Annotated in this window: 28 protein-coding genes, 2 tRNA genes and 1 pseudogene; 20 read left to right on the forward strand and 11 right to left on the reverse strand. The window is 59.1% G+C overall.

Going from position 1 to position 26,331, the window contains the following annotated elements; all coding sequences use genetic code 11:
• Positions 1 to 3 precede the first annotated feature (3 nt).
• The 5 genes from sbmC (at position 4) to cobT (ending at position 4,273) form a co-directional block, all read left to right on the forward strand.
• Complete coding sequence (gene sbmC, locus DTA24_RS09605) at positions 4 to 477, forward strand: DNA gyrase inhibitor SbmC (RefSeq protein ID WP_012967620.1); 474 nt, start codon at positions 4 to 6, stop codon at positions 475 to 477.
• A gap of 98 nt (positions 478 to 575) precedes the next feature.
• Complete coding sequence (locus DTA24_RS09610; protein WP_004203544.1) at positions 576 to 1,634, forward strand: FUSC family protein; 1,059 nt, start codon at positions 576 to 578, stop codon at positions 1,632 to 1,634.
• 167 nt (positions 1,635 to 1,801) lie between these two features.
• Positions 1,802 to 2,125 (forward strand): DUF496 family protein, encoded by a 324-nt coding sequence (locus DTA24_RS09615; RefSeq protein ID WP_002911883.1) that lies wholly within the window; start codon positions 1,802 to 1,804, stop codon positions 2,123 to 2,125.
• 312 nt (positions 2,126 to 2,437) lie between these two features.
• Positions 2,438 to 3,178 (forward strand): adenosylcobinamide-GDP ribazoletransferase, encoded by a 741-nt coding sequence (cobS, locus tag DTA24_RS09620; RefSeq protein WP_008804142.1) that lies wholly within the window; start codon positions 2,438 to 2,440, stop codon positions 3,176 to 3,178.
• A 27-nt stretch (positions 3,179 to 3,205) separates the two neighbouring features.
• Positions 3,206 to 4,273 carry a nicotinate-nucleotide--dimethylbenzimidazole phosphoribosyltransferase gene (gene cobT, locus DTA24_RS09625; RefSeq protein WP_100751049.1) on the forward strand — a complete coding sequence of 356 codons (1,068 nt, stop codon included), beginning with the start codon at positions 3,206 to 3,208 and terminating at the stop codon, positions 4,271 to 4,273.
• 45 nt (positions 4,274 to 4,318) lie between these two features.
• Here cobT and DTA24_RS09630 read toward each other — a convergent pair whose 3' ends face one another.
• Positions 4,319 to 5,428 carry an adenosylhomocysteinase gene (locus DTA24_RS09630; protein ID WP_049152669.1) on the reverse strand — a complete coding sequence of 370 codons (1,110 nt, stop codon included), beginning with the start codon at positions 5,426 to 5,428 and terminating at the stop codon, positions 4,319 to 4,321.
• 200 nt (positions 5,429 to 5,628) lie between these two features.
• Here DTA24_RS09630 and DTA24_RS09635 point away from each other — a divergent pair, with 200 nt between their 5' ends.
• The gene (locus DTA24_RS09635) at positions 5,629 to 6,360 is read left to right on the forward strand and encodes an HPP family protein (RefSeq protein WP_023297929.1); all 732 of its coding nucleotides are present in this window, start codon (positions 5,629 to 5,631) and stop codon (positions 6,358 to 6,360) included.
• Between the two features lie 21 nt (positions 6,361 to 6,381).
• Here the strand turns inward: DTA24_RS09635 and DTA24_RS09640 are convergent, their stop codons facing one another.
• The gene (locus DTA24_RS09640; RefSeq protein ID WP_008804146.1) at positions 6,382 to 6,771 is read right to left on the reverse strand and encodes a tautomerase family protein; all 390 of its coding nucleotides are present in this window, start codon (positions 6,769 to 6,771) and stop codon (positions 6,382 to 6,384) included.
• A gap of 115 nt (positions 6,772 to 6,886) precedes the next feature.
• Here DTA24_RS09640 and DTA24_RS09645 point away from each other — a divergent pair, with 115 nt between their 5' ends.
• Complete coding sequence (locus DTA24_RS09645) at positions 6,887 to 7,843, forward strand: LysR family transcriptional regulator (RefSeq protein ID WP_049152667.1); 957 nt, start codon at positions 6,887 to 6,889, stop codon at positions 7,841 to 7,843.
• Here the strand turns inward: DTA24_RS09645 and DTA24_RS09650 are convergent.
• Both DTA24_RS09650 and shiA read right to left on the reverse strand, forming a co-directional pair.
• Positions 7,803 to 8,543, reverse strand: coding sequence for a lipoyl protein ligase domain-containing protein (locus DTA24_RS09650; protein WP_032733310.1), 741 nt, complete (start codon positions 8,541 to 8,543; stop codon positions 7,803 to 7,805). The two genes, DTA24_RS09645 and DTA24_RS09650, sit on opposite strands and share 41 nt — an antisense overlap.
• Before the next feature lie 46 nt (positions 8,544 to 8,589).
• Positions 8,590 to 9,909, reverse strand: coding sequence for a shikimate transporter (gene shiA / locus DTA24_RS09655; RefSeq protein ID WP_123836747.1), 1,320 nt, complete (start codon positions 9,907 to 9,909; stop codon positions 8,590 to 8,592).
• 306 nt (positions 9,910 to 10,215) lie between these two features.
• On the opposite strand from shiA, the gene DTA24_RS09665 reads away from it, so the two are divergent.
• A complete protein-coding gene (locus tag DTA24_RS09665; protein WP_012541125.1) occupies positions 10,216 to 10,713 on the forward strand; it encodes a molybdopterin-dependent oxidoreductase in 498 nt (165 codons plus the stop codon).
• A 10-nt stretch (positions 10,714 to 10,723) separates the two neighbouring features.
• The gene (locus tag DTA24_RS09670; RefSeq protein ID WP_046622940.1) at positions 10,724 to 12,634 is read left to right on the forward strand and encodes a putative bifunctional diguanylate cyclase/phosphodiesterase; all 1,911 of its coding nucleotides are present in this window, start codon (positions 10,724 to 10,726) and stop codon (positions 12,632 to 12,634) included.
• Here the strand turns inward: DTA24_RS09670 and DTA24_RS28610 are convergent.
• A pseudogene (locus tag DTA24_RS28610) lies at positions 12,631 to 12,758 on the reverse strand (hypothetical protein). The gene DTA24_RS09670 and the pseudogene DTA24_RS28610 sit on opposite strands and share 4 nt — an antisense overlap.
• Positions 12,759 to 12,855: 97 nt before the next feature.
• Here DTA24_RS28610 and DTA24_RS09675 point away from each other — a divergent pair.
• Positions 12,856 to 13,188 carry a DUF1971 domain-containing protein gene (locus tag DTA24_RS09675; RefSeq protein WP_008804152.1) on the forward strand — a complete coding sequence of 111 codons (333 nt, stop codon included), beginning with the start codon at positions 12,856 to 12,858 and terminating at the stop codon, positions 13,186 to 13,188.
• Positions 13,189 to 13,194: 6 nt separating this feature from the next.
• Positions 13,195 to 13,530: a DUF1869 domain-containing protein gene (locus DTA24_RS09680; RefSeq protein ID WP_123836748.1), complete on the forward strand. Its 336-nt coding sequence runs from the start codon at positions 13,195 to 13,197 to the stop codon at positions 13,528 to 13,530.
• 5 nt (positions 13,531 to 13,535) lie between these two features.
• Here DTA24_RS09680 and DTA24_RS09685 read toward each other — a convergent pair whose 3' ends face one another.
• Positions 13,536 to 14,450, reverse strand: coding sequence for a LysR substrate-binding domain-containing protein (locus DTA24_RS09685; protein WP_023322937.1), 915 nt, complete (start codon positions 14,448 to 14,450; stop codon positions 13,536 to 13,538).
• Between the two features lie 131 nt (positions 14,451 to 14,581).
• On the opposite strand from DTA24_RS09685, the gene DTA24_RS09690 reads away from it, so the two are divergent.
• The 3 genes from DTA24_RS09690 (at position 14,582) to DTA24_RS09700 (ending at position 17,348) form a co-directional block, all read left to right on the forward strand.
• Positions 14,582 to 15,157 (forward strand): hypothetical protein, encoded by a 576-nt coding sequence (locus DTA24_RS09690; protein WP_032733307.1) that lies wholly within the window; start codon positions 14,582 to 14,584, stop codon positions 15,155 to 15,157.
• Positions 15,158 to 15,334: 177 nt separating this feature from the next.
• Positions 15,335 to 16,171, forward strand: coding sequence for an alpha/beta fold hydrolase (locus tag DTA24_RS09695; RefSeq protein WP_008804155.1), 837 nt, complete (start codon positions 15,335 to 15,337; stop codon positions 16,169 to 16,171).
• 205 nt (positions 16,172 to 16,376) lie between these two features.
• The gene (locus DTA24_RS09700) at positions 16,377 to 17,348 is read left to right on the forward strand and encodes a sensor domain-containing diguanylate cyclase (protein WP_008804156.1); all 972 of its coding nucleotides are present in this window, start codon (positions 16,377 to 16,379) and stop codon (positions 17,346 to 17,348) included.
• Here the strand turns inward: DTA24_RS09700 and DTA24_RS09705 are convergent.
• The gene (locus DTA24_RS09705) at positions 17,345 to 18,445 is read right to left on the reverse strand and encodes a phosphotransferase (RefSeq protein ID WP_064160538.1); all 1,101 of its coding nucleotides are present in this window, start codon (positions 18,443 to 18,445) and stop codon (positions 17,345 to 17,347) included. The two genes, DTA24_RS09700 and DTA24_RS09705, sit on opposite strands and share 4 nt — an antisense overlap.
• A 527-nt stretch (positions 18,446 to 18,972) precedes the next feature.
• Between DTA24_RS09705 and DTA24_RS09715 the strand changes: the two genes are divergently transcribed.
• Positions 18,973 to 19,230, forward strand: a complete 258-nt coding sequence (locus DTA24_RS09715; RefSeq protein WP_039104089.1) for an AbrB/MazE/SpoVT family DNA-binding domain-containing protein — start codon at positions 18,973 to 18,975, stop codon at positions 19,228 to 19,230.
• The gene (locus DTA24_RS09720) at positions 19,231 to 19,563 is read left to right on the forward strand and encodes a type II toxin-antitoxin system PemK/MazF family toxin (RefSeq protein WP_039104087.1); all 333 of its coding nucleotides are present in this window, start codon (positions 19,231 to 19,233) and stop codon (positions 19,561 to 19,563) included. It begins immediately after the preceding gene.
• 53 nt (positions 19,564 to 19,616) lie between these two features.
• Here DTA24_RS09720 and DTA24_RS09725 read toward each other — a convergent pair.
• Positions 19,617 to 19,692, reverse strand: a tRNA-Asn gene (locus DTA24_RS09725).
• 5 nt (positions 19,693 to 19,697) lie between these two features.
• Here DTA24_RS09725 and DTA24_RS29075 point away from each other — a divergent pair.
• The 3 genes from DTA24_RS29075 (at position 19,698) to DTA24_RS09735 (ending at position 21,526) form a co-directional block, all read left to right on the forward strand.
• Positions 19,698 to 19,877, forward strand: coding sequence for a DUF5951 family protein (locus DTA24_RS29075; protein ID WP_219163281.1), 180 nt, complete (start codon positions 19,698 to 19,700; stop codon positions 19,875 to 19,877).
• A gap of 8 nt (positions 19,878 to 19,885) precedes the next feature.
• On the forward strand, positions 19,886 to 21,322 hold the full coding sequence (locus DTA24_RS09730; protein WP_016161429.1) for an EmmdR/YeeO family multidrug/toxin efflux MATE transporter: 1,437 nt from the start codon (positions 19,886 to 19,888) through the stop codon (positions 21,320 to 21,322).
• 128 nt (positions 21,323 to 21,450) lie between these two features.
• Positions 21,451 to 21,526, forward strand: a tRNA-Asn gene (locus tag DTA24_RS09735).
• Between the two features lie 168 nt (positions 21,527 to 21,694).
• Here the strand turns inward: DTA24_RS09735 and DTA24_RS09740 are convergent.
• On the reverse strand, positions 21,695 to 23,149 hold the full coding sequence (locus DTA24_RS09740) for an AMP nucleosidase (protein WP_008804170.1): 1,455 nt from the start codon (positions 23,147 to 23,149) through the stop codon (positions 21,695 to 21,697).
• Between the two features lie 130 nt (positions 23,150 to 23,279).
• Positions 23,280 to 23,525 (reverse strand): signal transduction protein PmrD, encoded by a 246-nt coding sequence (pmrD, locus tag DTA24_RS09745; protein ID WP_008804171.1) that lies wholly within the window; start codon positions 23,523 to 23,525, stop codon positions 23,280 to 23,282.
• Positions 23,526 to 23,795: 270 nt separating this feature from the next.
• Between pmrD and DTA24_RS09750 the strand changes: the two genes are divergently transcribed.
• Positions 23,796 to 25,418, forward strand: a complete 1,623-nt coding sequence (locus DTA24_RS09750; protein WP_032735978.1) for an alpha/beta hydrolase — start codon at positions 23,796 to 23,798, stop codon at positions 25,416 to 25,418.
• Here DTA24_RS09750 and DTA24_RS09755 read toward each other — a convergent pair.
• Entirely contained in the window at positions 25,329 to 26,261 is a 933-nt protein-coding gene (locus tag DTA24_RS09755; protein WP_040968705.1) for a nucleoside recognition domain-containing protein, read from the reverse strand. The two genes, DTA24_RS09750 and DTA24_RS09755, sit on opposite strands and share 90 nt — an antisense overlap.
• Positions 26,262 to 26,331 lie beyond the last annotated feature (70 nt).

The following is a 26,331-nucleotide window of genomic DNA, read 5'->3' on the forward strand; positions in this document are numbered from 1 at the left end:
AAGATGAACTACAGTATCACCACCCTCGGCAAGAAAACCATTGCCGGTTTCCATCTGGTCGGGCCCTGGGATCAAACGGTCAAGCAGGGGTTTGAGCAACTGATGATGTGGGTTGAGAACCATCAGGTGCCCGCCCGTGAATGGCTTGCCGTCTACTACGATAACCCGGAGGAAGTGCCGGCGGAAAAACTGCGCTGCGCCACCGTGGTCGCCGTTGACGAGGATTACGTCATTCCCGCCAACAGCGAAGGGGTGATACTGGCGGCGGTTGCCGGCGGGGATTACGCCTGCGCCCGCGCGCGGGTGGTGGATTACGATTTTGCCACCCCGTGGATGCAGTTTTTCGACAGCCTGCTGCAGAGCACAACGTATCGCGTGGCCCCCAGGCCCTGTTTTGAGATCTATCTCAACGACGGCAACCACGACGGCTACTGGGATATCGACATGTATGTCCCCGTTGAGCGCGTCGCGTCGTAGCGGTTTACCCCTGTTCCGGACAAGGATTTTTACATTCCCGGCACGCTCCGGGCGAAAAAGCAGTTACAATTGGCCTTTTCGTTTTGCCGGAGAGGGTTGTGCGCGCTGATAAATCACTCAAGCCATTTGAGATCCGCTTGTATCGCCATTATCGGGTGGTGCATGGCGTGCGGATTGCGCTGGCCTTTGTGCTCACTTTTTTGCTGGTGCGGCTGCTGAACGTGCCTGAGGGGACCTGGCCTCTCATCACCCTGGTGGTGGTGATGGGTCCGATCTCCTTCTGGGGCAACGTCGTGCCGCGGGCGTTTCAGCGCATCGGCGGCACGATCCTCGGCTCGGCGCTGGGGCTGGTGGCGCTGAAGCTTGAGCTCATCTCCCTGCCGCTGATGGTCCTCTGGTGCGCGGCGGCGATGTTCCTCTGCGGCTGGCTGGCGCTGGGCAAGAAACCCTATCAGGCACTGCTGATCGGCATTACCCTGTCGGTGGTGGTCGGGGCGCCGCCCGGCGATATGCATACCGCGCTGTGGCGAAGCGGCGACGTGATCTTCGGCTCGCTGCTGGCGATGCTGTTTACCGGTATCTGGCCGCAGCGGGCGTTCATCCACTGGCGCATCCAGATGGCCAGCTATGTCACCAACTTTAACCGCCTCTACCAGGCCGGCTTCTCGCCAAATCTGGTGGATCGGCCGCGGCTGGAAAAGCATCTCCAACAGGCGCTGAACGACGTCGTCAAAATGCGCGGGCTGATCACCCCCGCCAGCAAAGAGACGCACATCCAGAAGGCGATCTTCGAGGCTATCCAGACCGTCAGCCGCAACCTCGTCTGCATGCTGGAGCTGCAGATCAACGCCTGGTGGGCCACCCGTCCGGGTCATTTTGTGATGCTCAATGCGCACACCCTGCGGGAGACGCAGCAGATGACCCAGCAGACGCTGTTGGCCATCGCCCACGCCTTGTATGAAGGGAACCCTCAGCCTGTGCGCGCCAACAATGAAAAGCTGAATGAGATCGTTCTCGAACTGCGCCAGCTGATGAAAGAGCAGGGTGACGACAGCCTGGCGGAAACCCCAATTCATGGCTATGTTTGGCTCTCGATTGAACTGGCGCGTCAGCTGGAGCTGCTGTCGCATCTGATCTGCCGCGCGTTGCGCAAATAAGCACCAGATGCACCGGGTAACTGCATGGGTTGTTTCGATTCAGCAGCGTTTAGGGTTATGATAAACGCAAAGGAAAAAACATTGTCATCAGCGACTGCTAGCAGTTATGTTAGCCCTATAACGCAGTCGCTTTACGAATCCGAATCTCAATTATTAGGGGTGTAAAAATGGAAACAACTAAGCCTTCTTTCCAGGACGTACTGGAGTTTGTTCGTCTGTACCGTCGTAAGAACAAACTGCAGCGTGAAATTCAGGACGTTGAGAAAAAGATCCGTGATAACCAGAAGCGCGTTCTGCTGCTGGACAACCTCAGCGACTACATCAAACCGGGCATGAGCGTGGAAGCTATCCAGGGCATCATCGCCAGCATGAAGAGTGATTACGAAGATCGCGTTGATGATTACATCATCAAAAATGCCGAGCTGTCCAAAGAGCGCCGCGACATCTCCAAAAAACTGAAAGTGATGGGCGAAGCCAAAGTCGAAGGCTAATCCCTGCCGGTCCGGCGGCGATCGACGTCGCCGGGCTGTTCTGCTCTACCTCCCCATTCGTCTCTTTTTCTGCAAAACTTTGTCCCGGCAACTGACTCTCCTCACCGACTCTTTGCTATACTGCCCCGCGAAAACGTATTGATATCGGAAAGGTTTCTCTCATCCTGGCCGGGCATCTGACGCAGCGGCGTCAGAGCGATATCTCAACACCTCTCACCTCTCCGACGATCGATTCGCCAGAAGACAAACTCAGGTGCTGACCGGGCGCGACCGAACTCTTCCGCTGCTTTCGCCGACAGGAGTCAACCTCACGTGATTAAGTCATTCTTTGCTGCACTCTCGTTTATCAGCCGCCTGCCGGTCCCGGCGCGGTTATCTCAGGGCCTGGAGATCGAACAGTACCAGCGCAGTATCGTCACCTTTCCGCTGGTCGGTTTACTGCTCGGCGCCATCGCCGGCGCAGTGGCGCTCCTCCTGCAGCCGTGGTGCGGCGTCCCGCTGGCGGCGCTGTTCGGCGTGCTGGCGCTGGCGCTGCTGACCGGCGGATTTCACCTTGACGGGCTGGCTGATACCTGCGACGGCATCTTCTCCGCCCGCACCCGCGATCGGATGCTGGAGATCATGCGCGACAGCCGGCTGGGCACCCACGGCGGGCTGGCGCTGATCTTCGTGCTGGTGGCGAAAGTGCTGGTGGTCGGCGAGCTGCTGCTGCGCGATACCCACCCCATCGCCGCGCTGGCGGCGGCCTGCGCCGTCGGTCGCGGAATGGCGGTGCTGCTGATGTATCGTCATCGCTACGCGCGGGAAAAGGGGCTGGGCAATCTGTTTATTGGCAAAGTTAGCCTGCAGCAGACGCTGGTGACGATGGCGATGGGGGTAGCGCTGGCCACCGTCCTGCTGGGGCTGCAGGGCCTGCGCGCCGCGCTGATCACCCTGGTGCTGATCTGGGGTCTGGGATGGGCGCTGAAGCGAACCCTAGGCGGGCAGACCGGGGATACTCTCGGGGCGGCGATTGAGCTGGGTGAATTACTCTTTTTACTGGCGCTGCTGTAAGGCCTGGCGCCAACGATGAGGAACAGAATGGAAACACTTTCTGCGTTACTGGCTGCCATTCCGCAGCCCGATGTGGCGGGCATGGCGCGCGCTCAGCAGCATATTGATGGCCTGTTAAAGCCGCCCGGTAGCCTTGGACGTCTGGAGACGCTGGCCGTGCAACTGGCTGGTCTGCCGGGGCTGCAGGGGCAGCTGGCGCTGGCGGAGAAGGTGATAGTGGTCATGTGCGCCGACCATGGCGTCTGGCATGAAGGCGTGACGCCTTCGCCGCAGGTGGTGACGGCCATTCATGCCGGCAATATGGTGCGGGGCAACACCGGCGTCTGCGTGCTGGCGGCGCAGGCCGGGGCCAGGGTGCAGGTGGTGGATGTCGGCATCGATGCCGACCCGCTGCCGGGCCTGATTAACCTCAAGGTGGCCCGCGGTAGCGGGAATATCGCCCGGACGGCGGCGATGAGTCGCCAGCAGGCGGAGACGGTGCTGCTGGCCAGCATGCATCTCACCCGCCAGCTCGCCGCCGACGGGGTGAAAGTTTTTGGCGTCGGCGAACTGGGAATGGCCAATACCACCCCGGCCGCAGCGGTGATCAGTGTCCTGACGGGCAGCGATCCTGACACAGTGGTGGGCTGTGGGGCCAATCTGCCGCTGGCGCAGCGGGGCCATAAGGTGGCGGTGGTGCGCCAGGCGATAGCCCTTAACCAGCCGAACCCGGAGGAGGGGCTGGATGTCCTGGCGAAGGTGGGCGGTTACGATCTGGTGGGCATGACCGGGGTGATCCTCGGGGCGGCCTCCTGTGGCCTGCCGGTGGTGCTGGATGGCTTCCTCTCCTATGCCTCTGCCCTGGCGGCGTGTCGCATGGCCCCGACGGCGCATCCTTATCTTATCCCTTCGCACTTGTCGGCGGAGAAAGGGGCGCAGATCGCCCTGGACGCGCTGGGTCTGCGGCCGTATCTCGATATGGACATGCGCCTGGGAGAGGGCAGCGGCGCCGCGCTGGCGATGCACCTGCTGGAGGCCGCCAGCGTGATGTACAACCAGATGGGAACGCTGGCGCAGAGCAACATTGTGCTGCCCGATACCGCGCCGTCGTCCTGATGGTAGAGCGCATCGTCTCCACGATGGGGGGACGATGCGCTGCGTTTACAGCGCCTGCTGCCAGACCGCCTGGGGCAGGAGGTAAACCTGCGCCGGGGCGCGCATGCCGTCGGAGACAATATGGCGGATGCCGCTGGCCATCACCGCCAGGGTGACGTCAAAAGCGTTCAGGCTGTCGCCGAAGCCCGCGGTCAGGTTGAGCATCGAACCATTGGCCAGCAGATAGATGGTTTTGTCGGCCATGCGGTAGGCGTTGATATACGGCATCACCTCTTCCTGAGGGTACTGGCGCAGGTACTCGCCGTCGATCTCTTCCGCCACGTGGCCGACGTTAAGGATAAAGACTCCCGCTTTCGCGCGCTCCAGCGCCTGGCGATTAACCACGTTTTTCCCGCCTGTCGCCGTGGCCACCACGTCCGCCGAGGCGATAGCCTCCTGCAGATCCACCACATGCCAGCCGTCGTAGGCCGCCTGCAGACGACGGGCAGGATCGATCTCCGCCACCATCACCTGACCGCCAAAGGCTTTTGCCGCCGCCGCGACGCCCTGGCCGACCAGGCCGTAGCCGATCACCAGCACTTTTTTCTCATGCAGGGTGAGATGAGTGGTCTGGAAGAAGGTGTGCCAGGCGGTGAGACCGACCATATGGCGGTTGTGCAGCCCCTCTTTGACCGGCAGATCGTCCCAGTTAAAGATCGGATAGCCTGGCTGAATATCGCCCAGCCGATTGACGCCCGAGCCAGTGGCTTCCAGACCCGCCACGATGTTACCGAACTCGCCGCGCTGGTGGAGCAGGGTGGTGATATCGGCGCCCATCTCGCACAGGTGAGTGGGCTGCCAGGCAATCGCTTTTTCCCATGACTGTTGCCAGTCGGCGTCGCTCATATTGCGCCACGCGCAGGCCTCGGCGCCGCGCTCCACCAGCCAGGCCACCACGTCGTCCTGCACGGTGGTGGGGTTACAGGTGGTTAAAAAAACCTGAGCGCCCTTGTCGAGGATCCCCTGCACCAGCGGGATCATTTTCATGTCGAGGTGCATACAGCAGGCCAGGCGCACGCCGCTGAGGTCGGGCAGGGCGGCGACCTGACGCAGGGTACGCGGCATATTCTGGCTGGCCCATGCCACTTCTTTCGCTAAAGAGATTTTATTATTCACTGGGTTATGACCTTCAGTTCGCAAAAGGGGTATCCCCCTGACAGAAAAGGGATTCTATCAGCCCACGCGAGAATTCACAGCCCTGTGCCCTCTGGACGATATTGCCTACGCTATCCCCCTGTGAAATACATGGTTGTTAATGTAAGGTTAAAAAAAGAAAATAAAATATAAGTAATTCCTATGACCTAAGCGATAAAGCGATGTTGAGTGTCATTTCAGCGGGGCTGTTTTCACGGCTGCGGATTTTCCTTGGACGCCTGAAGCCGCACGCGCTACCGGTGGCCCGCCGGCATATCGTGCTGGGATCCATTGGCGCCGGCACCGGCCTGGCGGTGACCAGCATGTTCAGCCACTGGCTGCTCGGCGAAGTCAATTTGTGGTTTATTGCCCCCATGGGCGCGTCGGCGGTGCTGTTATTTGGCGTGCCGAGCAGCCCGCTGGCGCAGCCGTGGTCGATTGTCGGCGGTAATGTGCTGTCGGCGCTGATCGGCGTCACGGTGGGCATGCTGGTTCCCGACCCGGCGCTGGCCTGCGGGCTGGCGGCCGCGCTGGCGATCGCCGGGATGTATTTTCTGCGCTGTCTGCATCCCCCCGGCGGCGCGGTGGCCCTGACGGCGATCCTCGGCGGCGCCGGGGTGCACAGCGAAGGCTATCACTTTGTGCTGACGCCGGTGCTGCTCAACTCGCTGATGCTGGCGCTGCTGGCCATCGTGTTTAATAACCTGGTTGGCCGCCGCTATCCGCATTCGCTGGCGGCGGAGGAGGTCAAGCCCCGGGCGGTGCCACTGGGCATCTCGGTCACCCGGGAGGATATTCACGCCGCGCTGCTGGAAGGCCAGTTCCTCGACATTGATGAAGACGATGTCCAGGAACTGCTGGAGAATATCGAGCAGCAGGCGCGCCAGCGCATCGCGATGGCTGCCCGCCGCTAAGGGCGCGCTTCGGGCTGCGGGTTACAGATCGCCGGTAAGATACTGCGCGACCCCGCGGCCAAAGCTCCAGTCACCTTTCTGATTACTGATAATCGACACCATCACATCATCGCCGCTCAGGCCGCAGTGCTCCGCCAGCTCCTCCTGCAACAGGGCGAAGAAGCGTTGCTTCTGCGCCTCGCTGCGCGGGCTGGTATAGACCCGCACCACTACCAGATCCCGCGTGCGGGTCAGTCCGAGGCCGGTATCGTCAATCACCATATGGTGGGCTTTGTTTTCGTGAACAATCTGGTAGCGGTCGCGTTCCGGTACCTCGAAGGCACGCAGCACGGCGCGATGGGCGGCATCCAGCAGGGTTCTGATCTCCTGTTCCGTACGGCCTTCAATCAGGTCAAATGTCAGTAATGGCATGCAGGTGTTCCTTATCGTTAGGGAATAATGACGGGCTGAACAGGATGCTAGCCGATGCCGTCGCGGGCAAAAACCGCTATAGTTGAATACATTGTTTTTACTGGTGAACAATCACATGAGCGAGAGTCGTCCGGAGAGTTACTGGGCCCATCTGTACTGGCTGACGGTGCTGGAAGAGCAAAAAAGCTATACCCGGGCCGCGGAAAAGCTGGGGATCAGCAAGTCGGCTATCAGCCAGAAAATCAGCGAGCTGGAGCGGGTGACTGGCAAAACCCTGGTCCATCGCACTACCCGCAGCGTGAGCCTCAGCGAAGACGGACTGCGGCTGGTGGCGGAACTCAACGAGCCGTTTGGTCAGTTGCGGGATATTTTCACCGGCGCCTGCGATGAGGGCGGGCCGCTGCGGGGAACGCTGCGCCTGACCGCGCCGGTGGCCTTTTCCCGCCAGCAGCTGGTCCCGGCGATCGCGCCGTTTTTGCATCAGCATCCCCAGCTGCATTTGCAGCTTGAGGTGACCGACCGGCTGGTCTCTCTGGCCAGCGAAGGGTTCGATCTTGCCATCCGCCACTGTCGGCGCGAGGCGCTCCCGGACACCCACGTCGCCTGGCCGCTGTGTCACACCGCGACGCTGATCGTCGCGTCCGCCGACTATATTCGCCACCATGGCCGCCCGGAGACCCCCGACGATCTGCGCCACCACCAGTGCCTGACCTATCCCCGTGGGCCACAGCGCCCGCAGTGGACGTTCGCCTCCCGCCAGACGCCCGATGAACGGGTGACCATCAACGTGCAGGGGCCCTTCGCCACGAATAACAGCGAGTCGCTACGCGATGCCGTGCTGGCGGGGCTTGGGGTGGCGCTGCTGCCGAATTTCAGCGCCCGGGAGGCCATCGGTCGCGGGCTGGTGCAGGAGCTGCTCCCGGCGTGGCAGCCGGTGGAGGTGTTTGCCGATAAGCTGTACGTCATCCGGCCCTATACCCCGCGCGTGTCGCGCGCGGTGGAAACCTTCAGCCGCTACCTGAAAGCGACCTTCAGCGAGCCGCGTCCAGCTCCCGCGCCAGCGCCTCGCTAAAGCGGGGAAGCAGATGGCGCTCGCCGGGAAGCCGCTGCGCGAGGGTGACGGTTTTGTCGGCGCAATAGACCCGCTCGCTGCCGAGCTGCGCTTCAAAGGCGTTCGCCGCCTGATGCGCCGCGGTAAGATCGGCGTCAATAAGGATCACCGCATGGGCCAGCACCACGTGGCCGCGGCCTGCCGTCAGCGGCCGCCAGTACTGGGCGGTACCGACAATCTTGCGCGCCGCCTCGCCCTCCCCGCAGGCGAGGTTATACCGGCCATCGCAAAAGGAACCGTTTACCGCCCGGGCGTGGCTGGCAACGCCGAAGCGCGCGAGGGTACGCTGCAGCACCGCGCACAGCGAGTGATAGATGGGTTCGGCGGCCTCGCCGAGCGACTGCTGTACCGGCCAGGCGAGGCTAAGGTTGATAATTCCCGGCCCCTGAGGCACCAGACCGCCCCCGGAGCGGCGGAGCCATACCGGCCAGCCGCGCGCGGCAAAATGCGCGCTGACCGCCGGCAGATCCGCAAACTGACGATAGCTCCCCGGCACCACAAATCCCTGCGGCGCCTGCCAGAGCTGGGCGACGGCTTCCCCGGCGCAGGCTTTGGCAAACAGCGGCTGTTCCGCCTGGGTGGGGTCCTCGCAAAACTGCAGCGCCAGCGAGGAGGGGGTAAAACGGCGAGGCCAGCAGTCGGCCAGCGATAACAGAGACATGCATTCTCCTTACCGGAGGGCGCGGGTCACGCCCTCCGCTGGTGGGTCAGTGGACGGTCTGTTTTTTCATCAGCAGGGCGGTGAGCGCCGACAGCAGGCATCCCGCGGTCAGATAGAGGGCCACGCTGTGCCATGAACCGCCGGAGAAGGTGACCAGCGCCGCGGCGATAAACGGCGTAAAACCGCCGCCGACCACGCTCGCCACCTGGTAGCCGACGCCGGCGCCGCTATAGCGATAGCTGGCGCCGAACAGCTCGGTAAACATCGGCTGCTGGACGCAGACCACCATATCATGGGCGATATTGACCAGCATCAGGGCGAAGAACAGGATCCAGAAAACAGACTGACTCTCCAGCGCCATAAAGAACGGAAAACCGCTCAGCGTGCCGATCAGCGCGCCGGTGATATAGATCCGTCGGCGACCAAAGCGGTCTGCCAGCCAGGCGAAGCAGGGGATAGTCAGGCAACTGAGTCCGCCCACCAGCAGGCCGATGTTGAGAAACAGCTCGCGCGACAGGCCGAGGTTTTGCGTGGAATAGTTGAGGGCGAAGGCGGTGACGATATACATCGTCAGCAGTTCGCACAGCCGCAGGGCGATAATCAGTAAAAACGCTCCCGGATGGCGAAGCAGGGCTTCCACCACCGGTAGTCGCTTTTTCTCCGGCTGAAGGTTGGCCTGGCTCTGCTGCGCTTCAAATTCCTGCGATTCCGCCATGCCGTGACGGATCCACAGCGCAATAAGGACCAGCACCACGCTGAACAGGAACGGTAAGCGCCAGCCCCAGTTGAGGAACTGCTCGTCGGTGGTCAGGCTGCTGATCAGCGATACCAGTCCGGTGGAGAGCAGCAGGCCGACGCCGTAGCCTACCTGCACCCCGCTGCTGTAAAAGGCTTTTTTCCCCTGCGGGGCGTTCTCCACCGAGAGCAGCGCCGCGCCGCCCCATTCCCCGCCGACGGCAAACCCCTGAACTGCCCGCAGGAACACCAGCAGCGCCGGCGCCCACCAGCCGATCTGGCTGAACGAGGGGAGCAGGCCGATGCAGGCGGTGGCGATACCCATCATCCAGACGGTCATCATCAGCATCCGTTTGCGCCCGAGGCGGTCGCCGAAGTGGCCAAAGATAATCCCGCCGAGCGGGCGAAAGAGAAACCCGACGCCGAAGGTGGCAAAGGCGGCAAGCGTCCCCATCGCCGGGCCGATCTGCGGGAAAAACTCGCGGTTAAAGACCAGCGCGGCGGTAATGCCATAGAGAAGAAAATCGTACCAGTCGACCACCGCGCCGGCAAAACTGCCCCATGCCGCCCGCCGGGCGCGAAGCAGTGAATCTGGCGCCTCGGCGGGCTGCACGCTTATTGTTGAATCCATACCCTGTCCTGTCTGTCACATAATTTGTCGTTATTGGAATGAGACGCTTTTACTGTTGCGTCAGCGTTGAGACTACCGCGCAGCGGCCGTGGAGGAAAGTAGTTTGCCTGCTAAGCGGGGAGATGGCGCAAAAAAGAAGCGACGGGAAAGGCGGGCTAAATCACACCCTGTACTAAACAATCTGGCAATTTGCCAGCCAGCTTATACTTTTAATTAAATCAACGGATAACAAAGAGGGACACCTTTTAAGAATTGACGTAAATGGTTTACACTTAACATGTCTCCTTCTCTGGAATGGTGAGTTAAATGCGTCTACTTCTTGCAGTGTTATTTTGTTCTGTCATGTTGCCTTCCGCTTACGCTGAAAAACTGCCTGCGCCGACAGGAAAACCTGTACTGACCATTTCCGGAAAAATCGGGAATACGAACGTCGGTGACAAAGCCGTTTTTGACCTCGCGGCGCTGGAAAAACTGGGGATGAAAACGGTGGAAACCACCACCCCCTGGTACACCGGTAAGGTTCGTTTCGATGGCATTCCCCTTAATAAACTCATGGATTTAGTCGGCGCTAAGGGCAAATCCGCGCGCGTGCTGGCGCTTAACGACTACACCACCATTATCCCGATTGATGATTTTTATAAATTCCCGGTCATTATGGCCTTAAAAATGAACGGCGAATATATGCGCGTTCGTGATAAAGGTCCATTATTTATCGTCTACCCTTACGACAGCAGCACTGAATTACAAAACCAGATCTATTATTCCCGATCGGCCTGGCAAGTTTCTAAGATTATTATAGAGTAAGGGTTGGATCTTGAATCGAATACTCACGGCTATTATTTTGTCGTTATTTATTGTTACCGGATATATTACCTATCTGGTGCATGAGCGACAAAGTGAGTTGCAAAAATTTACCCGCTATACAGACTCCTGGTCAATGTCGCAGATGGTGTCGGAATATATGCGACTGGAGTCTCGTCTGGCGGGAATGGCGATCGGGGCCGAAGGGGCGGACCACGATGAGGTGCGCCTGCGCCTGGAGATCATGATGAGCCAGATCGAACTCCTGCAGCAGGGCGATCTGGGTAAATTTATTAATAAAAGCGAACAGCGGAAGGCGGTGGTCGCGACGCTGATTCGTAATCTTCATCTGCTTGATAAACAAGTTGATACCATGACGCCGGAGCAGGTCAAACAGATCCTGCCGGTGTTGAGTGAACTGGATGGCCCCCTGACCTCAATGGCCGCCGCCACCCTGACGCAAGATATTAATATCGTTAATATCACGCATGATAAAATCCAGCATCTTTATTATATCTACTCGGTGATCTCCATTCTGCTGATCGCCATGTGTATTACCCTCGGCCTGTTGATGCTCCGGCAGAATAATAACCTGCGTCGCGCCCATGTGCGCATGAAGACGCTGGCCAACGATCTGCAGGCCTCGAAAGAGAAGTTGCAGGTACAGAACCGCCGACTGCAGTACGATGCCTACCATGATTCGCTGACCGGTATGCCGAATCGTCTCTCTTTCTGGCAGCGGTTACAGGAGATTGTCAACCAGGTGCGCCCCTATCAGGGGTGCGCGGTGGTGATGCTGTTCGACCTCGACAGCTTTAAGGATGTGAACGATACCCTCGGCCATGATGCTGGCGATAAGCTGCTGCAGGATCTGGCCAGTCGTCTCTCTTTTTTCCGCAAAACCTCCGAGACGCTGTATCGCCTCGGCGGCGATGAGTTCGCGATGCTCTCTTACGATCTGACTGAAGAGATGGCCTTCGAGCGCGCCAATGTTATCCGGGAGAAGATCAGCCAGCCCTATCAGATCTACGATGCGCAGATTAATATCGACGCCTGCATCGGGATCGTTATCTCTGACGGCGAAAGCCGGACCGATTATCTGTACAAGTGTGCTGACCTTGCGCTGTACGAGGCGAAAAAAGAGGGCAGCGGTCATGTGCAAATTTTCCGGCCGGGCATGCTGCAGCGCCTGCAGGAGAATAAATCGTTCGAAGATGACCTGCTGCAGGCGCTGGCCCATGACGAATTTAAAGTCTACTACCAGCCGATCGCCGATACCGTCACGCGTGAAATCTACGGCTATGAAGCGCTGGTTCGCTGGTTCCATCCCGTGCGCGGCGCTGTGCCGCCGACGGTGTTTATTCCCGTCGCGGAGAAAATCGGCCTGATCAATACCCTCGGCGAGTGGGTGCTGAAAACCGCCTGCGCCGAAGCGGCCAGTTGGGCGACGCCGCTAAAAGTCTCGGTCAACGTTTCGCCGATTCAACTGATGAACACGTCGTTGACCGATACCATTATCGGCGTGCTGCAGCAGACCGGCCTCGATCCGCGACGTCTGGATCTGGAGATCACCGAGTCGGATGTGTTCAATGAGAATACCCGTTCGCTGGAAATTCTCAGCCAGCTGCGCGAGCAGGGCATTCAGATTTCCATTGATGACTTTGGTACCGGCTATTCTTCCCTGTCCCGTTTAAGCTACTTCCCGTTCGATAAAATCAAAATTGACCGCTCGTTTGTTATCAATATTCCGGAGCAAAAAGACGATTTGGATATCGTTCGCCTGATTATCAGTATGGGGAAGAGTCTGCATATGCGTATTGTGGCGGAAGGCGTGGAAACCGAAGAGCAGTTGACCTCGCTGCAGGCGCTGGGGTGCGACCTGGTCCAGGGGTATTTAATCGGCAAGCCGAGTCCGCTGCGCTAACAAATTTTTAACGCGTTTACTTTTATTCTCCGGGCGATTTCAGGATCCTGAAATCGCCTTTTTTATTTTACCGCGTCGCTAATCCCTGAGAGGTATAAAAAGGAGTAGACGGTAAAAGCAGCAACAAAATAATATCCTTAGCGTTTAAAAGGGGTATATGATATGCATCATATAGGCTATTTCTGAACGTCGCATTTGAGACGGTAAAGTGAGGCACCATCATGCAGCGAATCATTATTCCCACCCATTACGTTCACACCCGCAGCACGCCGCTGTGGACCAGGGAGACCGCCCCGGCCTCTATCTGGCGTCGCCATCTGGATGCCGGCACCCGGCAGGGCGTCTATCCTCGTCTCTCGGTGATGCAGGGGGCGATCCGCTATCTCGGCTATGCCGATGAAACCAGCCCCGAGCCTGTTGAAACGCTGACCATTGAAGCCGGGCAGTTTGGCGTTTTTCCGCCGGAGAAATGGCACTGTATTGAGGCGCTCAGCGAGGACACGGTTTTTAATGTCGACTTTTACGTCGATCCGAAAATTCTCATCGAGGGATAACAAGAGATGAACAGCGAAAATAAAGGCTATGCCTTGGCAGTTGAGAATGGCCAGCGTCAGGAAAAACGCGAAAAAATATATCTCAAACCGATGGCGCTTTATATTCCGCAGCACGCGGTGGAGGCGGTAAATAGTCTGCTGGATGACCTGCCAGCTGGCAATGAAGAAGAGGAGTGGGTGTTAACCGTCACCAATAATAATAACGGCGTCTCGGTTGATAAAACCTTTTCCTCGCTGGCGGCGCTGCGCGACCCGCTCACCGCCGCTGATACGGTGAAGGATCTGATCAATATCGTTCGCGGCTACGAGTCCGATGAAGAGACCATCGTTTGCGGCTGGTAAGCCCGCTACTCTTCCGCCGGATGGCGACCGTCACCTAATACCATCTGGCCGACCAGCCACTCCCGCAGAGCGATAATATCCGCGCGCTGCGCCGCAGCCTCGGTGGTGACCAGGTAGTAGCAGGCGCCTGGTAATGCACAGCTAAACGGCGCGGACAACACCCCGCGCTGCAGCAGATCCCGCGCCAGCAGTTCGCTGGCGATCACCACCCCCTGGCCGGCCACCGCCGCCTGCAGGGCATGGGTCTCATCGCTAAAGGTTAACCCCGCATCAATATTCAGCGTCGACGGCCCATAGCGGCGGCGCCAGTTCTCCCAGTTTGGCGAGTCGGCCGGCACGCGGCGGTTGGCGACGTGAAACAGCGTCACCCGCTGCAGATCTTCAGGCCGGGCGAGGCCCAGGGACGGGCTGGCGACCACGATAAAACGATCCTCATACAGCAGCGTACAGCACAGGTCTGGTTCCGGCGTTTCACGATAGCGAATCGCGGCGTCCACGGTACCCAACTGTAGATCCACCCGTTCGACGCTAGTGTGCAGACGCAGGTCGATAGCCGGAAAGCGAGCGGTAAAGTCCGCCAGCCGTGGCACCAGCCAGTGGGTGAGAAAATTGGAGGTGGTGGTGACGGTTAAGGATGGTGGCTGGCGAGCATGAGCGATCTGGACGACGGCCTGTTCCAGGGCGCTAAAAGCGCGCTGCGTGGCGGCGTAGAGGATCTCGCCATCGGCAGTCAGACTGACCCCCTGTGCGCTGCGTTCGCAAACCCGGCACTCCAGCACCGACTCCAGCAGTTTAATCTGATGGCTGACTGCCGTCGCGCTGACGCCGAGCGCCCCGGCGGCCTGTTTAAAACTGCGGTGGCGGGCGACGGCATGAAAGGCGCGCAGCGCCCCCAGCGGCGGTAGACGGGGTGTTTTCATGGCTGAGTTTTTCTCATCTATGGCTGAAAACTATGCGTTTGTGTAAGGCAATATAGTGGCGCTAGGCTACGGGCATGTAAAGACAGTGGCATGAATTAAATTCATGCTGCTTCGCCTGTCAGGAGTCAATTATGCACGTTGTAAGCCGCTACACCGCCGCGGACGCGGCGGGGATTATCGAGCCGCGCGGCCGCGCCATCGCCCTGAGCGTGGCTTTTGCCGCCGGAGTCTTGCTGTTAAACATGGTTCCCGTTATCGGCGTGACCGGCATGCTGAGTCTGCTGACGGCACTGAGCGCCGCCTTCGGCGCCGGGTGGGGATCCACACGCGGGCAGTCCTGGCTCTATCGCTCGCCCCTGGCGGCGACGCGCTGGGCCTTTCTGCTGTCGGCGGCCGGCTGGCTGCTGGCGCTGGTGGCCTGGTATGGCGGGCAGGACTGGTCCGCCATGCTGCCGGGCGTGGCGTGCGGCGGGGCGGGGGCGGCTGTCGCCTGGCGGATTGCGGCGGGACGGTCGGCGCAGTGTGGGCCCAGAGTCGATGGCGCAACGCTGCTGAGCGTGGTCGTTGTCATCGCGGCGACGCTGTTGGCCCAACACACTGCCGGGGCCGGGCGCAGCGGCGTGTGCTTCGCCTTCGCCGTGCTGCTGGACCTGTCGCTGCTCGGCGCGCTGATCGTGCGTATCAGGCAGCAGGAGAGTGCGGCGTAACGGAGTCCGGCGGCAAATGAAGCGAGACGGGGTAAGTCACCCGGCGTGGTGACAAATTTCTTCTACACTGTTACAGGCATCACATTCCTGTGCGGTCGGCACTCCTGCCGGCCGCCGTCGGCGTTCAGCCCAGGCACGGGCCTGCAGGCTGGTTATCCTGAAAGAGGAGTCTGTAACATGGCATTTGTCACCACCCAAGACGGCGTCAACATTTACTTCAAAGACTGGGGTCCAAAGGAAGCTCAGCCGATAGTCTTTCATCACGGCTGGCCCCTGAGCGCCGACGACTGGGATAACCAGATGTTGTTTTTCCTTGCCGAAGGTTTTCGGGTCATCGCTATCGACCGTCGGGGTCATGGCCGCTCCGATCAGGTTAGCGAGGGGCACGATATGGACCATTACGCGGCGGACGTTTCGGCGGTGGTGGAACATCTGGATCTGCACAATGCGGTCCACGTCGGGCACTCCACTGGCGGCGGCCAGGTTGCCCGCTACGTCGCCCGCTACGGCCAGCCGCAGGGGCGGGTGGCGAAAGCGGTGTTAATTAGCGCCGTCCCGCCGCTGATGGTGAAAACCGAGCAGAATCCGGGCGGTACGCCGATCGAGGTGTTTGATGGTTTCCGCAAAGCGCTGGCGGCGAACCGCGCCCAGTTCTATCTCGACGTCGCCTCTGGCCCGTTCTATGGCTTCAATCGTGACGGGGCAGAAGTGTCGCAGGGGACGATCCAGAACTGGTGGCGACAGGGAATGATCGGCAGCGCCAAGGCCCATTATGAAGGTATCAAGGCGTTTTCAGAGACTGACCAGACGGAAGACCTTAAGTCGATCACCTTGCCGGTGCTGGTGATGCAGGGGGATGACGACCAGGTGGTTCCCTATAAAAATGCGGCCATTCTGCAGGACAAACTGCTGCCGAACAGCCAGCTAATCATTTATCCTGGCTTCCCGCACGGGATGCACACCTCCCACGCCGATACCATCAACGCCGATCTGCTGGCGTTTATCCGCGCCTGATCTTCCCCTTTGCCGGGCAGAGTGCCGTTAATGGCATTCCGCCAGCGCCCTGGTCGCCAGTCGCCGGGGCGCGCTGGTTGACGAGCAGGGGAAATCTGCTTAACTCATGGGATACCTGACGACTATTTTCCCCCTGGCAGGATAAAACGCCGGGTTTCTCTGTGGAAACCCGGCAGAATTCTGCGCAAGAGACAAGAGAGAGACAATGAAATTAGCCGGACTTCATCCCGACGAGCAGCGTCGCCTGCAATCGCTACGCTCTTCCGGGCTGTTGAATAGCGGAAAAGAAGAACGCTTCGATCGCCTGACCAGGCTTGCCCGTTCGCTGTATAACCTGCCGGTGGCGTCCATCAGTCTGGTGGGGGAAGATCTCCTGCATATCAAGTCCTGTGCCGGCCTCGATGTGGACACGGTGCCGAGAGATATTTCATTTTGCGCCCATACCATCCTGCAAACCGACCCGCTTATCGTCAACGACATGCAGCAGGACGAGCGCTTTCACGATAACCCGCTGGTCATTGCGGCGCCGTTTATCCGTTTTTACGCCGGGTATCCGGTGCAACTGCCGGATGGCGCGACCGTCGGGTCTTTTTGTCTGATGGACCACCAGCCGCGTTCATTTTCCGCCCATGAAATGCAGATCTTAAGCGATCTGGCGGCGATCGTGGAGGATGAGTTCAAGGTGCTGGATGCGGCAACCTCGGATGAGCTGACGGGACTGTTTAATCGCCGGGGGTTCCTCACCCTGGCGGAGTATGCCCTGCTGACGGCCCAGCGCCGCCATGAGCCGGTAAGCCTCGCCTTTGTCGACCTCGACCGCTTCAAGCACATCAATGATACCTGGGGGCATGAAGAGGGCGACCGCGCGCTGATCGCCATCGCCGATTTGATGAAAGCGGCCTTCCGTGAGTCCGATATCCTCGCCAGGCAGGGTGGGGACGAATTTATCATTCTGTTCGCCAATACAAGCCGCCACGATGCCGCGACAGCGATGGAGACGCTCAGTCACAACGTGGCCCGTTTCAACCAGCAGGCGGCTCACCCCTGGCAGCTGGCGTTCTCCTGGGGCTGCGTCGAGTACGATCCCGCCAGCCATCCCAGTCTCAACGCGCTGGTGGCCACCGCTGACCGGCTGATGTACCAGGCGAAGCAGAAGCAGGGTCGCGAGCGTCGCTAACCTGGCGTGGAGGCGTTCTGCAGGTACCGCTGCGCCAGCTGCCGCTTCTGCGCATAGCTGCTGAGCAGCGCCTGCTGTGATTTGCCTTCGTTATCGTAAAACAGACCGCCTTCGTCGGCGATAAAGCGATAATGCTGTTCCAGCTGGCCTATCACCCAGTCGATACGTTGCAGAGTGAGTAAGGTACACGACTGGCCATGCAGATCGTCTTCGATATCCAGCACGTGGGAGCGGAAAGCCTCCACAGCAAATAAACGCCTCAGCGCGGCTGGGTCCGCCAGCGCCGACGCCCAGCGCGCCGTTATCTGCTGAAAATGGGCCTGCACCTGCGGGGCGGCCTGTCGGGCGCGGAGCCAGGCGAGCTTGCGCCGGTAGCTTTCGAGCGCCAGCCGCTTCAGATCGCGATAGTGCGCCAGCTGCTGCTCCGCGCCGGGAACCTGGGTCATCAGCCAGCTAAAAAAGAAGCGGGTCTCAAAGCGCTCGACAAAGTGGAACAGCGGATCGGCCAGACCGTTGCTGTTGAATTCCCTGAGCGGATCGAAGGGATACATGTAGCCAAAATCGAACAGCCACAGCTGCTCCTGATGGTCCACCAGCAGATTTCCACGACAGAGATCCCACTCCATCAGCCCCTGTTCCTCACAGGCTTCCAGGGTAGTAAATAGCTGGGCGATCAGCGGCGGGGTCAGATGGTGAATCAGCTCGCCATCGATCCACGGCGAGAGCAGGATGCCGAGGCGATAATCGGCATACAGCGTTGGGACGATGTGGGTGAAGCGCGGGGCGGTGACCGGGTTATCCTTCAGCCGTTGCAACGCTTGCCGGCGCTGCACTTCATTTAAAAACGACAGCTGGCCGTTGAGGTTGGCGACGCCGGCGACGGCGCGTCGTTTTTTTAAATTGTACTCCTTGCCAGCGATGCGCAACCGGTAAACCTCCCCGGTCAGGCCTGAGCCGTATACCTGCACCACATAAGGGGAATCGGGGCCCAGTGCGGCGAGGGTTTCGGGTGGCAGCGGGCAGTGGCTGACGTCGCCGACGATAAGGGGTTCTCCGCTGCGATCGAACGCCTGCTGTTGCTGTTGTCTGAGGTTCATGGTGCCTCCGGGTATAACGTTAGATAGCGTGGATAATCCACGCTATCTCACCCGCAAGCGGCAGTGAATTCATCCTACTGGCGGGGGCTTTTTCAGGCTGAGCTGGGGGGCGTTCACGGAGGATACTCGGGGCGTAGGGAGGCGGCAGGGAACGGCATCGCACCTGAGCAAATCTGGCCTTCGCACTATCGCTGATGTTCCTCCAGCGCAACACGGATACGGAAGCAGCGCCGCATTTTGTTTATCTGATTCGCCATGATCCTTTGAACCCCAGAATCAGTTTTCTATTATCGCCTTCTTACAACGAAATTAGTTCTAGCCTGCACACAATGCTTCCTGACCTGCAAGAAGTGCCCGATGTATCAGGATGGTCGCCGTTTTACAGGTCATCACACCGCTGAAAACTGGGATCTGTCCTTCGATGGATTGCGGTTTATTACGCTAAGGAAATCACCATGAATCTGATGAGTAATAGTGCACAATCCACCCTGGATGTTATATTAAAATATAATATTCGGAGGTCCTCTATGTACAAAACTCGCCTGAAAAAGGTTGGCGGATCCATCATGCTGGCGGTTCCTCCCGCCGTGCTGAAAGCGCTGGAGCTGTCGATAGACAGCGAAGTGGGTATGACTATAGATAATGGCTGCCTGATTATTGAACCGCAGAAACGGCCCCATTATTCGCTTGAGGAACTGTTGGCGCAGTGCGATCCGCACGCCGAAATGAGCGAAGAGGATCGGGAATGGATTGATGCGCCTGCGGTGGGCAAGGAGATTCTGTAAATGGACAGAGGGGAAATCTGGCTTGTTTCACTGGATCCGATTGCTGGCCACGAGCAAAGTGGAAAACGTCCGGTCCTCATTGTATCGAAGGCATCGTTTAACAAGCTGACCCGGCTACCGGTCGTGGTTCCCGTCACCAGCGGCGGAAACTTTGCACGTACAGCAGGCTTCACGGTTTCACTGGAAGAGGCGGGGACCAAAACAACAGGCGTTATTCGCTGCGACCAGCCCAGAACTATCGATATGGCGGCCCGGAACGGCAAGCGTCTGGAACGCATACCTGACGCCATTATCAATGAAGTGCTTGCCAGGCTGGATGCGATTCTCAGTTAACGTCAGCGACGCAAAAAAGCAAAAAGCCTGCTCGAAAGCAGGCTTTTTAAATTTGGCTCCTCTGACTGGACTCGAACCAGTGACATACGGATTAACAGTCCGCCGTTCTACCGACTGAACTACAGAGGAATCGTGTGGAGTCGTATCTTAGCGGCGAAAAATCTTTTGTCAAACATCAATTCGCCTGTTCAGGCGCAACTGCCGCTTCCATCAACAATTTGTTGTCATTTCCGACAATTATTCAGGAAAAATACTTTGCAGGATATCCATTTCTCAATCATCATTTGAAATGTTGTTTCAACATCTCTCACTAAGGTCTCTCTTGAACGTCACCTCCGCCGTACGCCAGGCCGTCGAACGGACATCCTGGTTTAAAAAACGTCAGCGTTATCGTGTGCTGTACTGGCGCGAAATCAGCCCTCTCGCTGTCCCCATTCTGCTGGAAAATGCCTGTGTGCTGTTGATGGGGGTATTGAGCACCTTCCTTGTCAGCTGGCTGGGAAAAGAGGCCATGGCCGGGGTGGGGCTGGCCGATAGCTTTAACATGGTGATCATGTCGTTCTTTGCCGCCATCGATCTTGGCACCACGGTGGTGGTCGCTTTTAGCCTTGGCAAGCGCGATCGGCGGCGGGCGAGAGCGGCCGCGCGTCAGTCGCTGGCCATTATGACGCTGTTTTCCATTTTGCTGGCGGGAGTGATCCATGCCTTTGGGCAGGAGATTATTGATTTTGTCGCCGGTGACGCCACTGCGCAGGTCAAGGCCCTGGCCCTGACCTATCTGGAGCTGACGGCGCTGAGCTATCCGGCGGCGGCGATTGCGCTGATCGGTAGCGGTGCACTGCGCGGCGCCGGAACCACCAAAATCCCGCTGCTGATCAATGGCGGGATGAATATCCTCAACATCTTAATCAGCAGCGTGCTCATCTATGGCATCTTCTCCTGGCCGGGGCTGGGGTTTGTCGGCGCCGGTCTTGGGCTGACCATTGCCCGCTATATTGGCGCGATAGCCACGATCTGGGTGTTGATGGTGGGTCTCAATCCGGCGCTGAGGCTGTCGCTGAAGGGCTACTTCAAACCCTTTAACTTCGCCATTATCTGGGAGGTGATGGGGATCGGCATCCCGGCCAGTATCGAATCGGTCCTGTTCAATGGCGGCAAGCTGCTGACCCAAATGTTTGTCGCCGGGATGGGTACCAACGTTATCGCCGGCAACTTTATCGCTTTTTCAGTGGCCTCGCTGATTAACCTGCCGGGCAACGCCCTCGGCTCCGCCTCGACGATCATCACCGGTAAGCGACTGGGAAAAGGGCAGATTGGTCAGGCTGAATTCCAGGCCTGGCACGTATTTTGGCTGTCGACGATCATTCTGACGCTGATCGCCTGGGGCAGCGCCCCGTTCGCCGGCTTCATTGCCTCGTTCTATACCCATGAAGACGACGTGAAAGAGGTGGTGAAGCAGCTCCTGTGGCTCAACGCCCTGTTTATGCCAATCTGGTCGCTGTCGTGGACCTTACCCTGCGCGTTTAAGGGGGCCCGCGACGTTCGCTATACCATGTGGGTGTCGATGCTGGGCATGTGGGGCTGCCGGGTGGTGGCGGGCTATACGCTGGGTATCGTGCTGGGGATGGGCGTGATAGGCGTGTGGTTGGGGATGGTGCTCGACTGGGCGGTGCGCGGCGTGCTGTTTTACTTCCGCATGGTGAGCGGTCGCTGGCTGTGGAAGTACCCGCGCGTGAAGGCCACGTCGGAGGAAACCTGAGCTGTTTGCGGGGATGAACGCCATTTTTTGCGCAAAGTGAAGAATAATTCGGCAAACGATTCATTTTATTGAAAACAGGCTTTGACAGCGCCGGGCGTCATCGATAATATGCGCCCCGTTCACACGATTCCTCTGTAGTTCAGTCGGTAGAACGGCGGACTGTTAATCCGTATGTCACTGGTTCGAGTCCAGTCAGAGGAGCCAAATTTAAGAAGCCTGCTTTCGAGCAGGCTTTTTGCTTTTCTGCGCGCCACGCTTCCCTGTGGACGCACATCCAAAGTTCTCGCCGGGCCGTTCGTTTCGCTCATCCCGGCACTGACGATCCCCTGCGGGGAACGCCAGCGTGTTTCCTTTTTATCTCTGCGTCACCGGTTAGCGGAACGGCGGTTCGTTGAAGGTACGCAGCTTACGCGAGTGCATGTGATCTCCCTCGGCGCGCAGCAGGTCGATCGCCCGGATGCCTATCTGCAGATGCTCGGAGATAGCCCCCTCGTAGAAGCGGTTGGCCTGGCCCGGTAGCTTGATTTCACCGTGCAGCGGCTTGTCCGAGACGCAGAGTAGCGTGCCGTAAGGCACGCGGAAGCGATAGCCCTGGGCGGCGATGGTCGCGCTCTCCATATCGATAGCCACCGCGCGGCTGAGATTAAAGCGCAGCGCCGAAGCAGAATAGCGCAGCTCCCAGTTACGGTCGTCGGTGGTGACCACCGTTCCGGTACGCAGCCGCTGCTTCACCTCCTCGCCGGGCATCCCGCTCACCTGCTTGGTGGCGTCGTACAGCGCACGCTGCACTTCGGCAATGCTGGGGATCGGAATATCTGGCGGCAGTACCGCATCCAGCACATGGTCGTCGCGCAGATAGGCGTGGGCCAGCACATAGTCGCCGATAGCCTGGCTTTCACGCAGGCCGCCGCAGTGGCCAATCATCAGCCAGACATCGGGGCGCAGTACCGCCAGATGGTCACAAATGGTTTTGGCGTTAGCCGGGCCGACGCCAATGTTAATCAGGGTGATCCCTTTGCCGTCGTGGGTGATCAGATGCCAGGCTGGCATCTGGTGCTTCTTCCACGCCAGATCGGAAATGGCCTGTTCCGGCGCTTCCGTTTCCGCGGTGATCCAGATCCCGCCGGCGCAGGAGAGGGCGATATAGGGGCTGTCGGGATCGAGGATCTGGCTGCAGCCCCAGCTGACGAACTCATCCACATAGCGGGTATAGTTGGTGAACAGCACGTAGGGCTGGAAGTGTTCCGCCGGCGTGCCGGTGTAGTGACGCAGACGCGCCAGCGAAAAATCGACGCGGCGGGCGTCAAAGTGCGACAGCGGATAGAACTCGGTAGGGTGGAACAGGCCATCCGCGGTCTCATCGCCAATCTGTGACAGCTCGGTGGTGGGAAAATAGCGCGTCAGACCAGCGCTCATCGAGCGGTCGAGGGTCAGGGTGGAGCCATCTATCACATAAGGATAGGGGATCTCATGCTGCGACAGCTCGACGCTGATATGCGCGCCATAGTCCTGATACAGCAGGGTCAGCTGTTCCAGCAAATAGTGGCGGAACAGTTTCGGATTCGTAATGGTGGTGGTATAGCAACCGGCATGGGTGAAACGTCCCCAGGCGCGCGTTTTGAGGGCTTTATGATCGGCGCCGTCCCAGGAGACCGACAGCTGCGGGTAGACAAAAAGGCCTTCCGCACGGGCTTCGGTATCAGGGAGCGTATTATGGTCGATATAGTCGCCGATGGCCTTGCGTAACGCCGTGACCGAGGCTTCATAGCGCGCTTCCAGCTCGGCAAGCGCTTGTTCCGGGGTCAGACTGGCGGCCTTGTGATTCATTATTCGCTCCTTGTTTCAGGTCTGCTGACATTCCCGATAGTATGTCACAGCGTGAAAAGGACGAAGGGGAATTTATATATTGGATGCGAAGATACTGAGACTATAACTGGCTAAGGGCCGGACGTGCTCTTTATCCGCCGAGTTTGGCCCAGCGCTCACTGCTATAATGAGTGGCTTTGAGGATCTTCAACGTCTGCGCCGGGTTATTATTCAGACAATAACGAGCATTGGCCAGCGGAGTGAGTTTATCGCCTTCCTGCAGGTGGAGGCGACAAGCTTCAATTTCCGCAATCATCTCCAGCGCACCGCTCTGCAGCACGACGCAGCAGGAGCTGGTCATTGAATTTTTTCGTACTTTTTTTACCCACCACTCCATCTATATCTTCCTGTCCTGATCGCGTCCCTGCCGATAATTCATGTTTCCTCAAGGTCTGACAATAAGATTATCCCCTTGGTTTATACAGTGTTTAAAAATACGCGACCGAACGTTGATCTCATCGGTAGGCTTTTTTTCACCGAACATGAATGATCTGCCGGGTTTAATTTGCCGGAACCGATGACTATGCTGAGAAGCAGACAGTGAAAATAGCCTGTCAGGAATAGGGCAGATGAGTTCGGCTACGCGAAAAATATAAGAGGGAGCGTCATGAAGCATGTTTTACGCCACTGGCGAACGTCGGGCGCCGTGATTGGCTCACTGCTAAAAAAAGGGATCATTGCGGTACTGGTGCTGCTGGTGGTCTTTCTCGCCGGGCGGATCTATGAGTCCCAGCGAGGCCCGGCCCTGCATCGCTGGCATACCTGGAGCGCCAACGAGATGTCGGCCGAAGAGATCGACCAGGCGACCTTTGCCCAGTATCTGGCGCGGGAGAAGACGATTTTCGCCGATCTCCAGCACGAGGTGACAGAGGCTTTGCCGGAGGAAGATAAAACCCCGGTCAACCGCTTTTATCGTCACAGCCGGGTCTGGCCGGGGCAGTTTAAGCAGGACTGGAATCGTTCTTTTGTGCTGTTGCCGCAGGGCAAGCCGCGCGGCAGCGTGGTGCTGCTCCATGGCCTGACTGATTCGCCCTACAGCGTGCGCTATCTGGCGCAACTCTGGCAGCAGCGGGGTTATGTGGCGGTGGTGCCGCGTTTGCCGGGACACGGCACCGCGCCGGGGGCGTTAACGGCGGTGGACTGGGAGACCTGGCTGGCGGCGACGCGTCTGGCAGTGCGCGAAGCGACGCGCCTGGCCGGGGCGGACGTGCCGCTGCATCTGGTCGGTTACTCTAACGGCGGCGCGCTGGCGCTCAAGTATGCTCTTGATAGCCTGGAAGACAATCACTTGCGCCAGCCGCAGCAGATTATCCTGCTGTCGCCGATGATCGGTGTGACCGCGTTTGCCCGTTTCGCTGGCCTCGCCGGGCTGCCGTCCATCTTCCCGGCGTTCGCCCGCGCGGCCTGGCTGAACGTGGCGCCTGAGTTTAATCCCTTCAAGTACAACTCCTTTCCGGTCAAGGCGGCAAGACAGTCCTGGTTATTGAGCCAGGCGCTGCAGCAGCAGATTATCCGCGCGTCCCGTCAGGGCGAGCTGAAAGCGCTGCCGCCGGTCCTGACCTTTCAGTCGGTGATGGATTCCACGGTCAGCACCCGCGCGGTGGTGGAGTCCCTGTATCGCTACCTGCCGGATAACGGCAGCGAGCTGGTGGTGTTCGACATTAACCAGGCGGCGGATCTCCGGGTCCTGTTCCGTCCCGCGCTCTATGCGGCAGTCAATACGCTGCTGCCCCCGGCGCCGCGGGCCTATACCACCACGGTGGTGACCAACGCGACGGCGCACACGCTGCAGACCATCGCCCGTACCACGCTGGCGCAGGAGCAGGATGAGCATCGTTATCCGTTGCATCTCGCCTGGCCGGCGGATATGTACTCTCTGTCGCATGTGGCGGTGCCGTTTCCCCTGAGCGACTCGCTGTACGGTCGCGAGCCGGACGAGAAGAACCGCTACGGCATCAGCCTGGGCACCATTTCACTGCGAGGGGAAACCGGAACGCTGAGCGTGGGGCTGGAGACGTTAATGCGCGTCACCTCCAATCCTTTCTTTCCGTGGATGCTGGCGCGCGTCGATGAGCATATCACCTGCGGCGAGCAGGCGGCGGTGACGGCCTGCCTGAAAGCGCAGGCCAGAGCAGAGGCGTTAAAACAGGAGCAGGTGCAGAACGGTACGCAGCAGGATGCCGACGATCGCCGCGGGAACGACAAAGCGAAACAGGCGGACAAACCGTGAGCTGATGCCGAGAAAAATACCGATACCGGGTAGATCAAAGGTCTGGATCAGCAGGCCGGCCGAGGCGTTGACCTGGCTGACGGTCACTTTGCCCTGCTGGATCAGCTCAGAAATGACGCCAAAGTAGGCGGTGCCCCCGGCGACGCACTTCACCAGCGCCGGCAGCACAAAGTTCTGCGGGATATGCAGCCAGCCAAGTACCGGCTTCAGCGCCTGCTGTAGCAGGTCAATGGCCCCGGCGCCCTGCAGCAGCCCGACGATGGTTAACGACAGGATCAGCATCGGGACTGCGCCGAGCGCCAGGCGGATGGCGTCGGAGCCGGCGCTGTTGATCACCGCCAGTATGCCCTGGCTGTTTTGCTCGGCGTTGGGCAGCGCTTCCGCGCGGGGATTCTCGGCGACCGATAAGCGCCGTCCGGTGACGTGCCAGGCGACGGCGGCCGCGCACAGCCCGCCGATCACCGAGATAACGATCGAGGCCAGCCAGTGCAGACCAAAAGGGGTGAGGGGATAAAAGACGTTGCCTTGCCCCATGGCGAACACCATGGCCAGCGTGGCGGCCATTTGCCGGTCCGAGACGCCGCGTTTGTCCATAATCGACAACGTCGCAAGCGGGGCGGCAAAGCTGACAAAGTTAATCTGGATCAGGGCGAAGGCGCTCATCCCGGTTAAGCCGAAGGGCTTCAGCAGCGGGGCAACCCAGCGAACAATCACATCGAGGATGCCGCGGACCTCCAGATATTTCATGATGATCAGCATGATCACCATAATCGGCAACAGCGTATACAGTGCAACGTCAACGGATGATTTACCCGCCGCCATAATGATGCTTATGACATCCATTTACTTTTTTACCACTCGCAAAGGCATCGGTTCGCGTCATCATAATCCCGTGGGGAAGGAAATGATATGC

It is taken from the genome of Klebsiella sp. P1CD1, assembly GCF_003790505.1.
Taxonomy (GTDB): domain Bacteria; phylum Pseudomonadota; class Gammaproteobacteria; order Enterobacterales; family Enterobacteriaceae; genus Klebsiella; species Klebsiella variicola.

Excerpts from the sequence above, each read along its gene's own strand:
- DTA24_RS09640 (WP_008804146.1), bottom strand. The coding sequence starts at position 6,771 with ATGCCATTACTGACATTTGACCTGATTGAAGGCCGTACGGAACAGGAG.
- DTA24_RS09685 (WP_023322937.1), bottom strand. The coding sequence starts at position 14,450 with ATGAAAACACCCCGTCTACCGCCGCTGGGGGCGCTGCGCGCCTTTCAT.
- DTA24_RS09680 (WP_123836748.1), top strand. The coding sequence starts at position 13,195 with ATGAACAGCGAAAATAAAGGCTATGCCTTGGCAGTTGAGAATGGCCAG.
- DTA24_RS09755 (WP_040968705.1), bottom strand. The coding sequence starts at position 26,261 with ATGGATGTCATAAGCATCATTATGGCGGCGGGTAAATCATCCGTTGAC.
- pmrD (WP_008804171.1), bottom strand. The coding sequence starts at position 23,525 with ATGGAGTGGTGGGTAAAAAAAGTACGAAAAAATTCAATGACCAGCTCC.
- DTA24_RS09740 (WP_008804170.1), bottom strand. The coding sequence starts at position 23,149 with ATGAATCACAAGGCCGCCAGTCTGACCCCGGAACAAGCGCTTGCCGAG.
- DTA24_RS09715 (WP_039104089.1), top strand. The coding sequence starts at position 18,973 with ATGTACAAAACTCGCCTGAAAAAGGTTGGCGGATCCATCATGCTGGCG.
- sbmC (WP_012967620.1), top strand. The coding sequence starts at position 4 with ATGAACTACAGTATCACCACCCTCGGCAAGAAAACCATTGCCGGTTTC.
- DTA24_RS09665 (WP_012541125.1), top strand. The coding sequence starts at position 10,216 with ATGCGTCTACTTCTTGCAGTGTTATTTTGTTCTGTCATGTTGCCTTCC.
- shiA (WP_123836747.1), bottom strand. The coding sequence starts at position 9,909 with ATGGATTCAACAATAAGCGTGCAGCCCGCCGAGGCGCCAGATTCACTG.
- DTA24_RS09720 (WP_039104087.1), top strand. The coding sequence starts at position 19,231 with ATGGACAGAGGGGAAATCTGGCTTGTTTCACTGGATCCGATTGCTGGC.
- DTA24_RS09690 (WP_032733307.1), top strand. The coding sequence starts at position 14,582 with ATGCACGTTGTAAGCCGCTACACCGCCGCGGACGCGGCGGGGATTATC.
- DTA24_RS09650 (WP_032733310.1), bottom strand. The coding sequence starts at position 8,543 with ATGTCTCTGTTATCGCTGGCCGACTGCTGGCCTCGCCGTTTTACCCCC.
- cobT (WP_100751049.1), top strand. The coding sequence starts at position 3,206 with ATGGAAACACTTTCTGCGTTACTGGCTGCCATTCCGCAGCCCGATGTG.
- DTA24_RS09645 (WP_049152667.1), top strand. The coding sequence starts at position 6,887 with ATGAGCGAGAGTCGTCCGGAGAGTTACTGGGCCCATCTGTACTGGCTG.
- DTA24_RS09615 (WP_002911883.1), top strand. The coding sequence starts at position 1,802 with ATGGAAACAACTAAGCCTTCTTTCCAGGACGTACTGGAGTTTGTTCGT.
- DTA24_RS09695 (WP_008804155.1), top strand. The coding sequence starts at position 15,335 with ATGGCATTTGTCACCACCCAAGACGGCGTCAACATTTACTTCAAAGAC.
- DTA24_RS09700 (WP_008804156.1), top strand. The coding sequence starts at position 16,377 with ATGAAATTAGCCGGACTTCATCCCGACGAGCAGCGTCGCCTGCAATCG.
- DTA24_RS09750 (WP_032735978.1), top strand. The coding sequence starts at position 23,796 with ATGAAGCATGTTTTACGCCACTGGCGAACGTCGGGCGCCGTGATTGGC.
- DTA24_RS09635 (WP_023297929.1), top strand. The coding sequence starts at position 5,629 with ATGTTGAGTGTCATTTCAGCGGGGCTGTTTTCACGGCTGCGGATTTTC.
- DTA24_RS09705 (WP_064160538.1), bottom strand. The coding sequence starts at position 18,445 with ATGAACCTCAGACAACAGCAACAGCAGGCGTTCGATCGCAGCGGAGAA.
- DTA24_RS09675 (WP_008804152.1), top strand. The coding sequence starts at position 12,856 with ATGCAGCGAATCATTATTCCCACCCATTACGTTCACACCCGCAGCACG.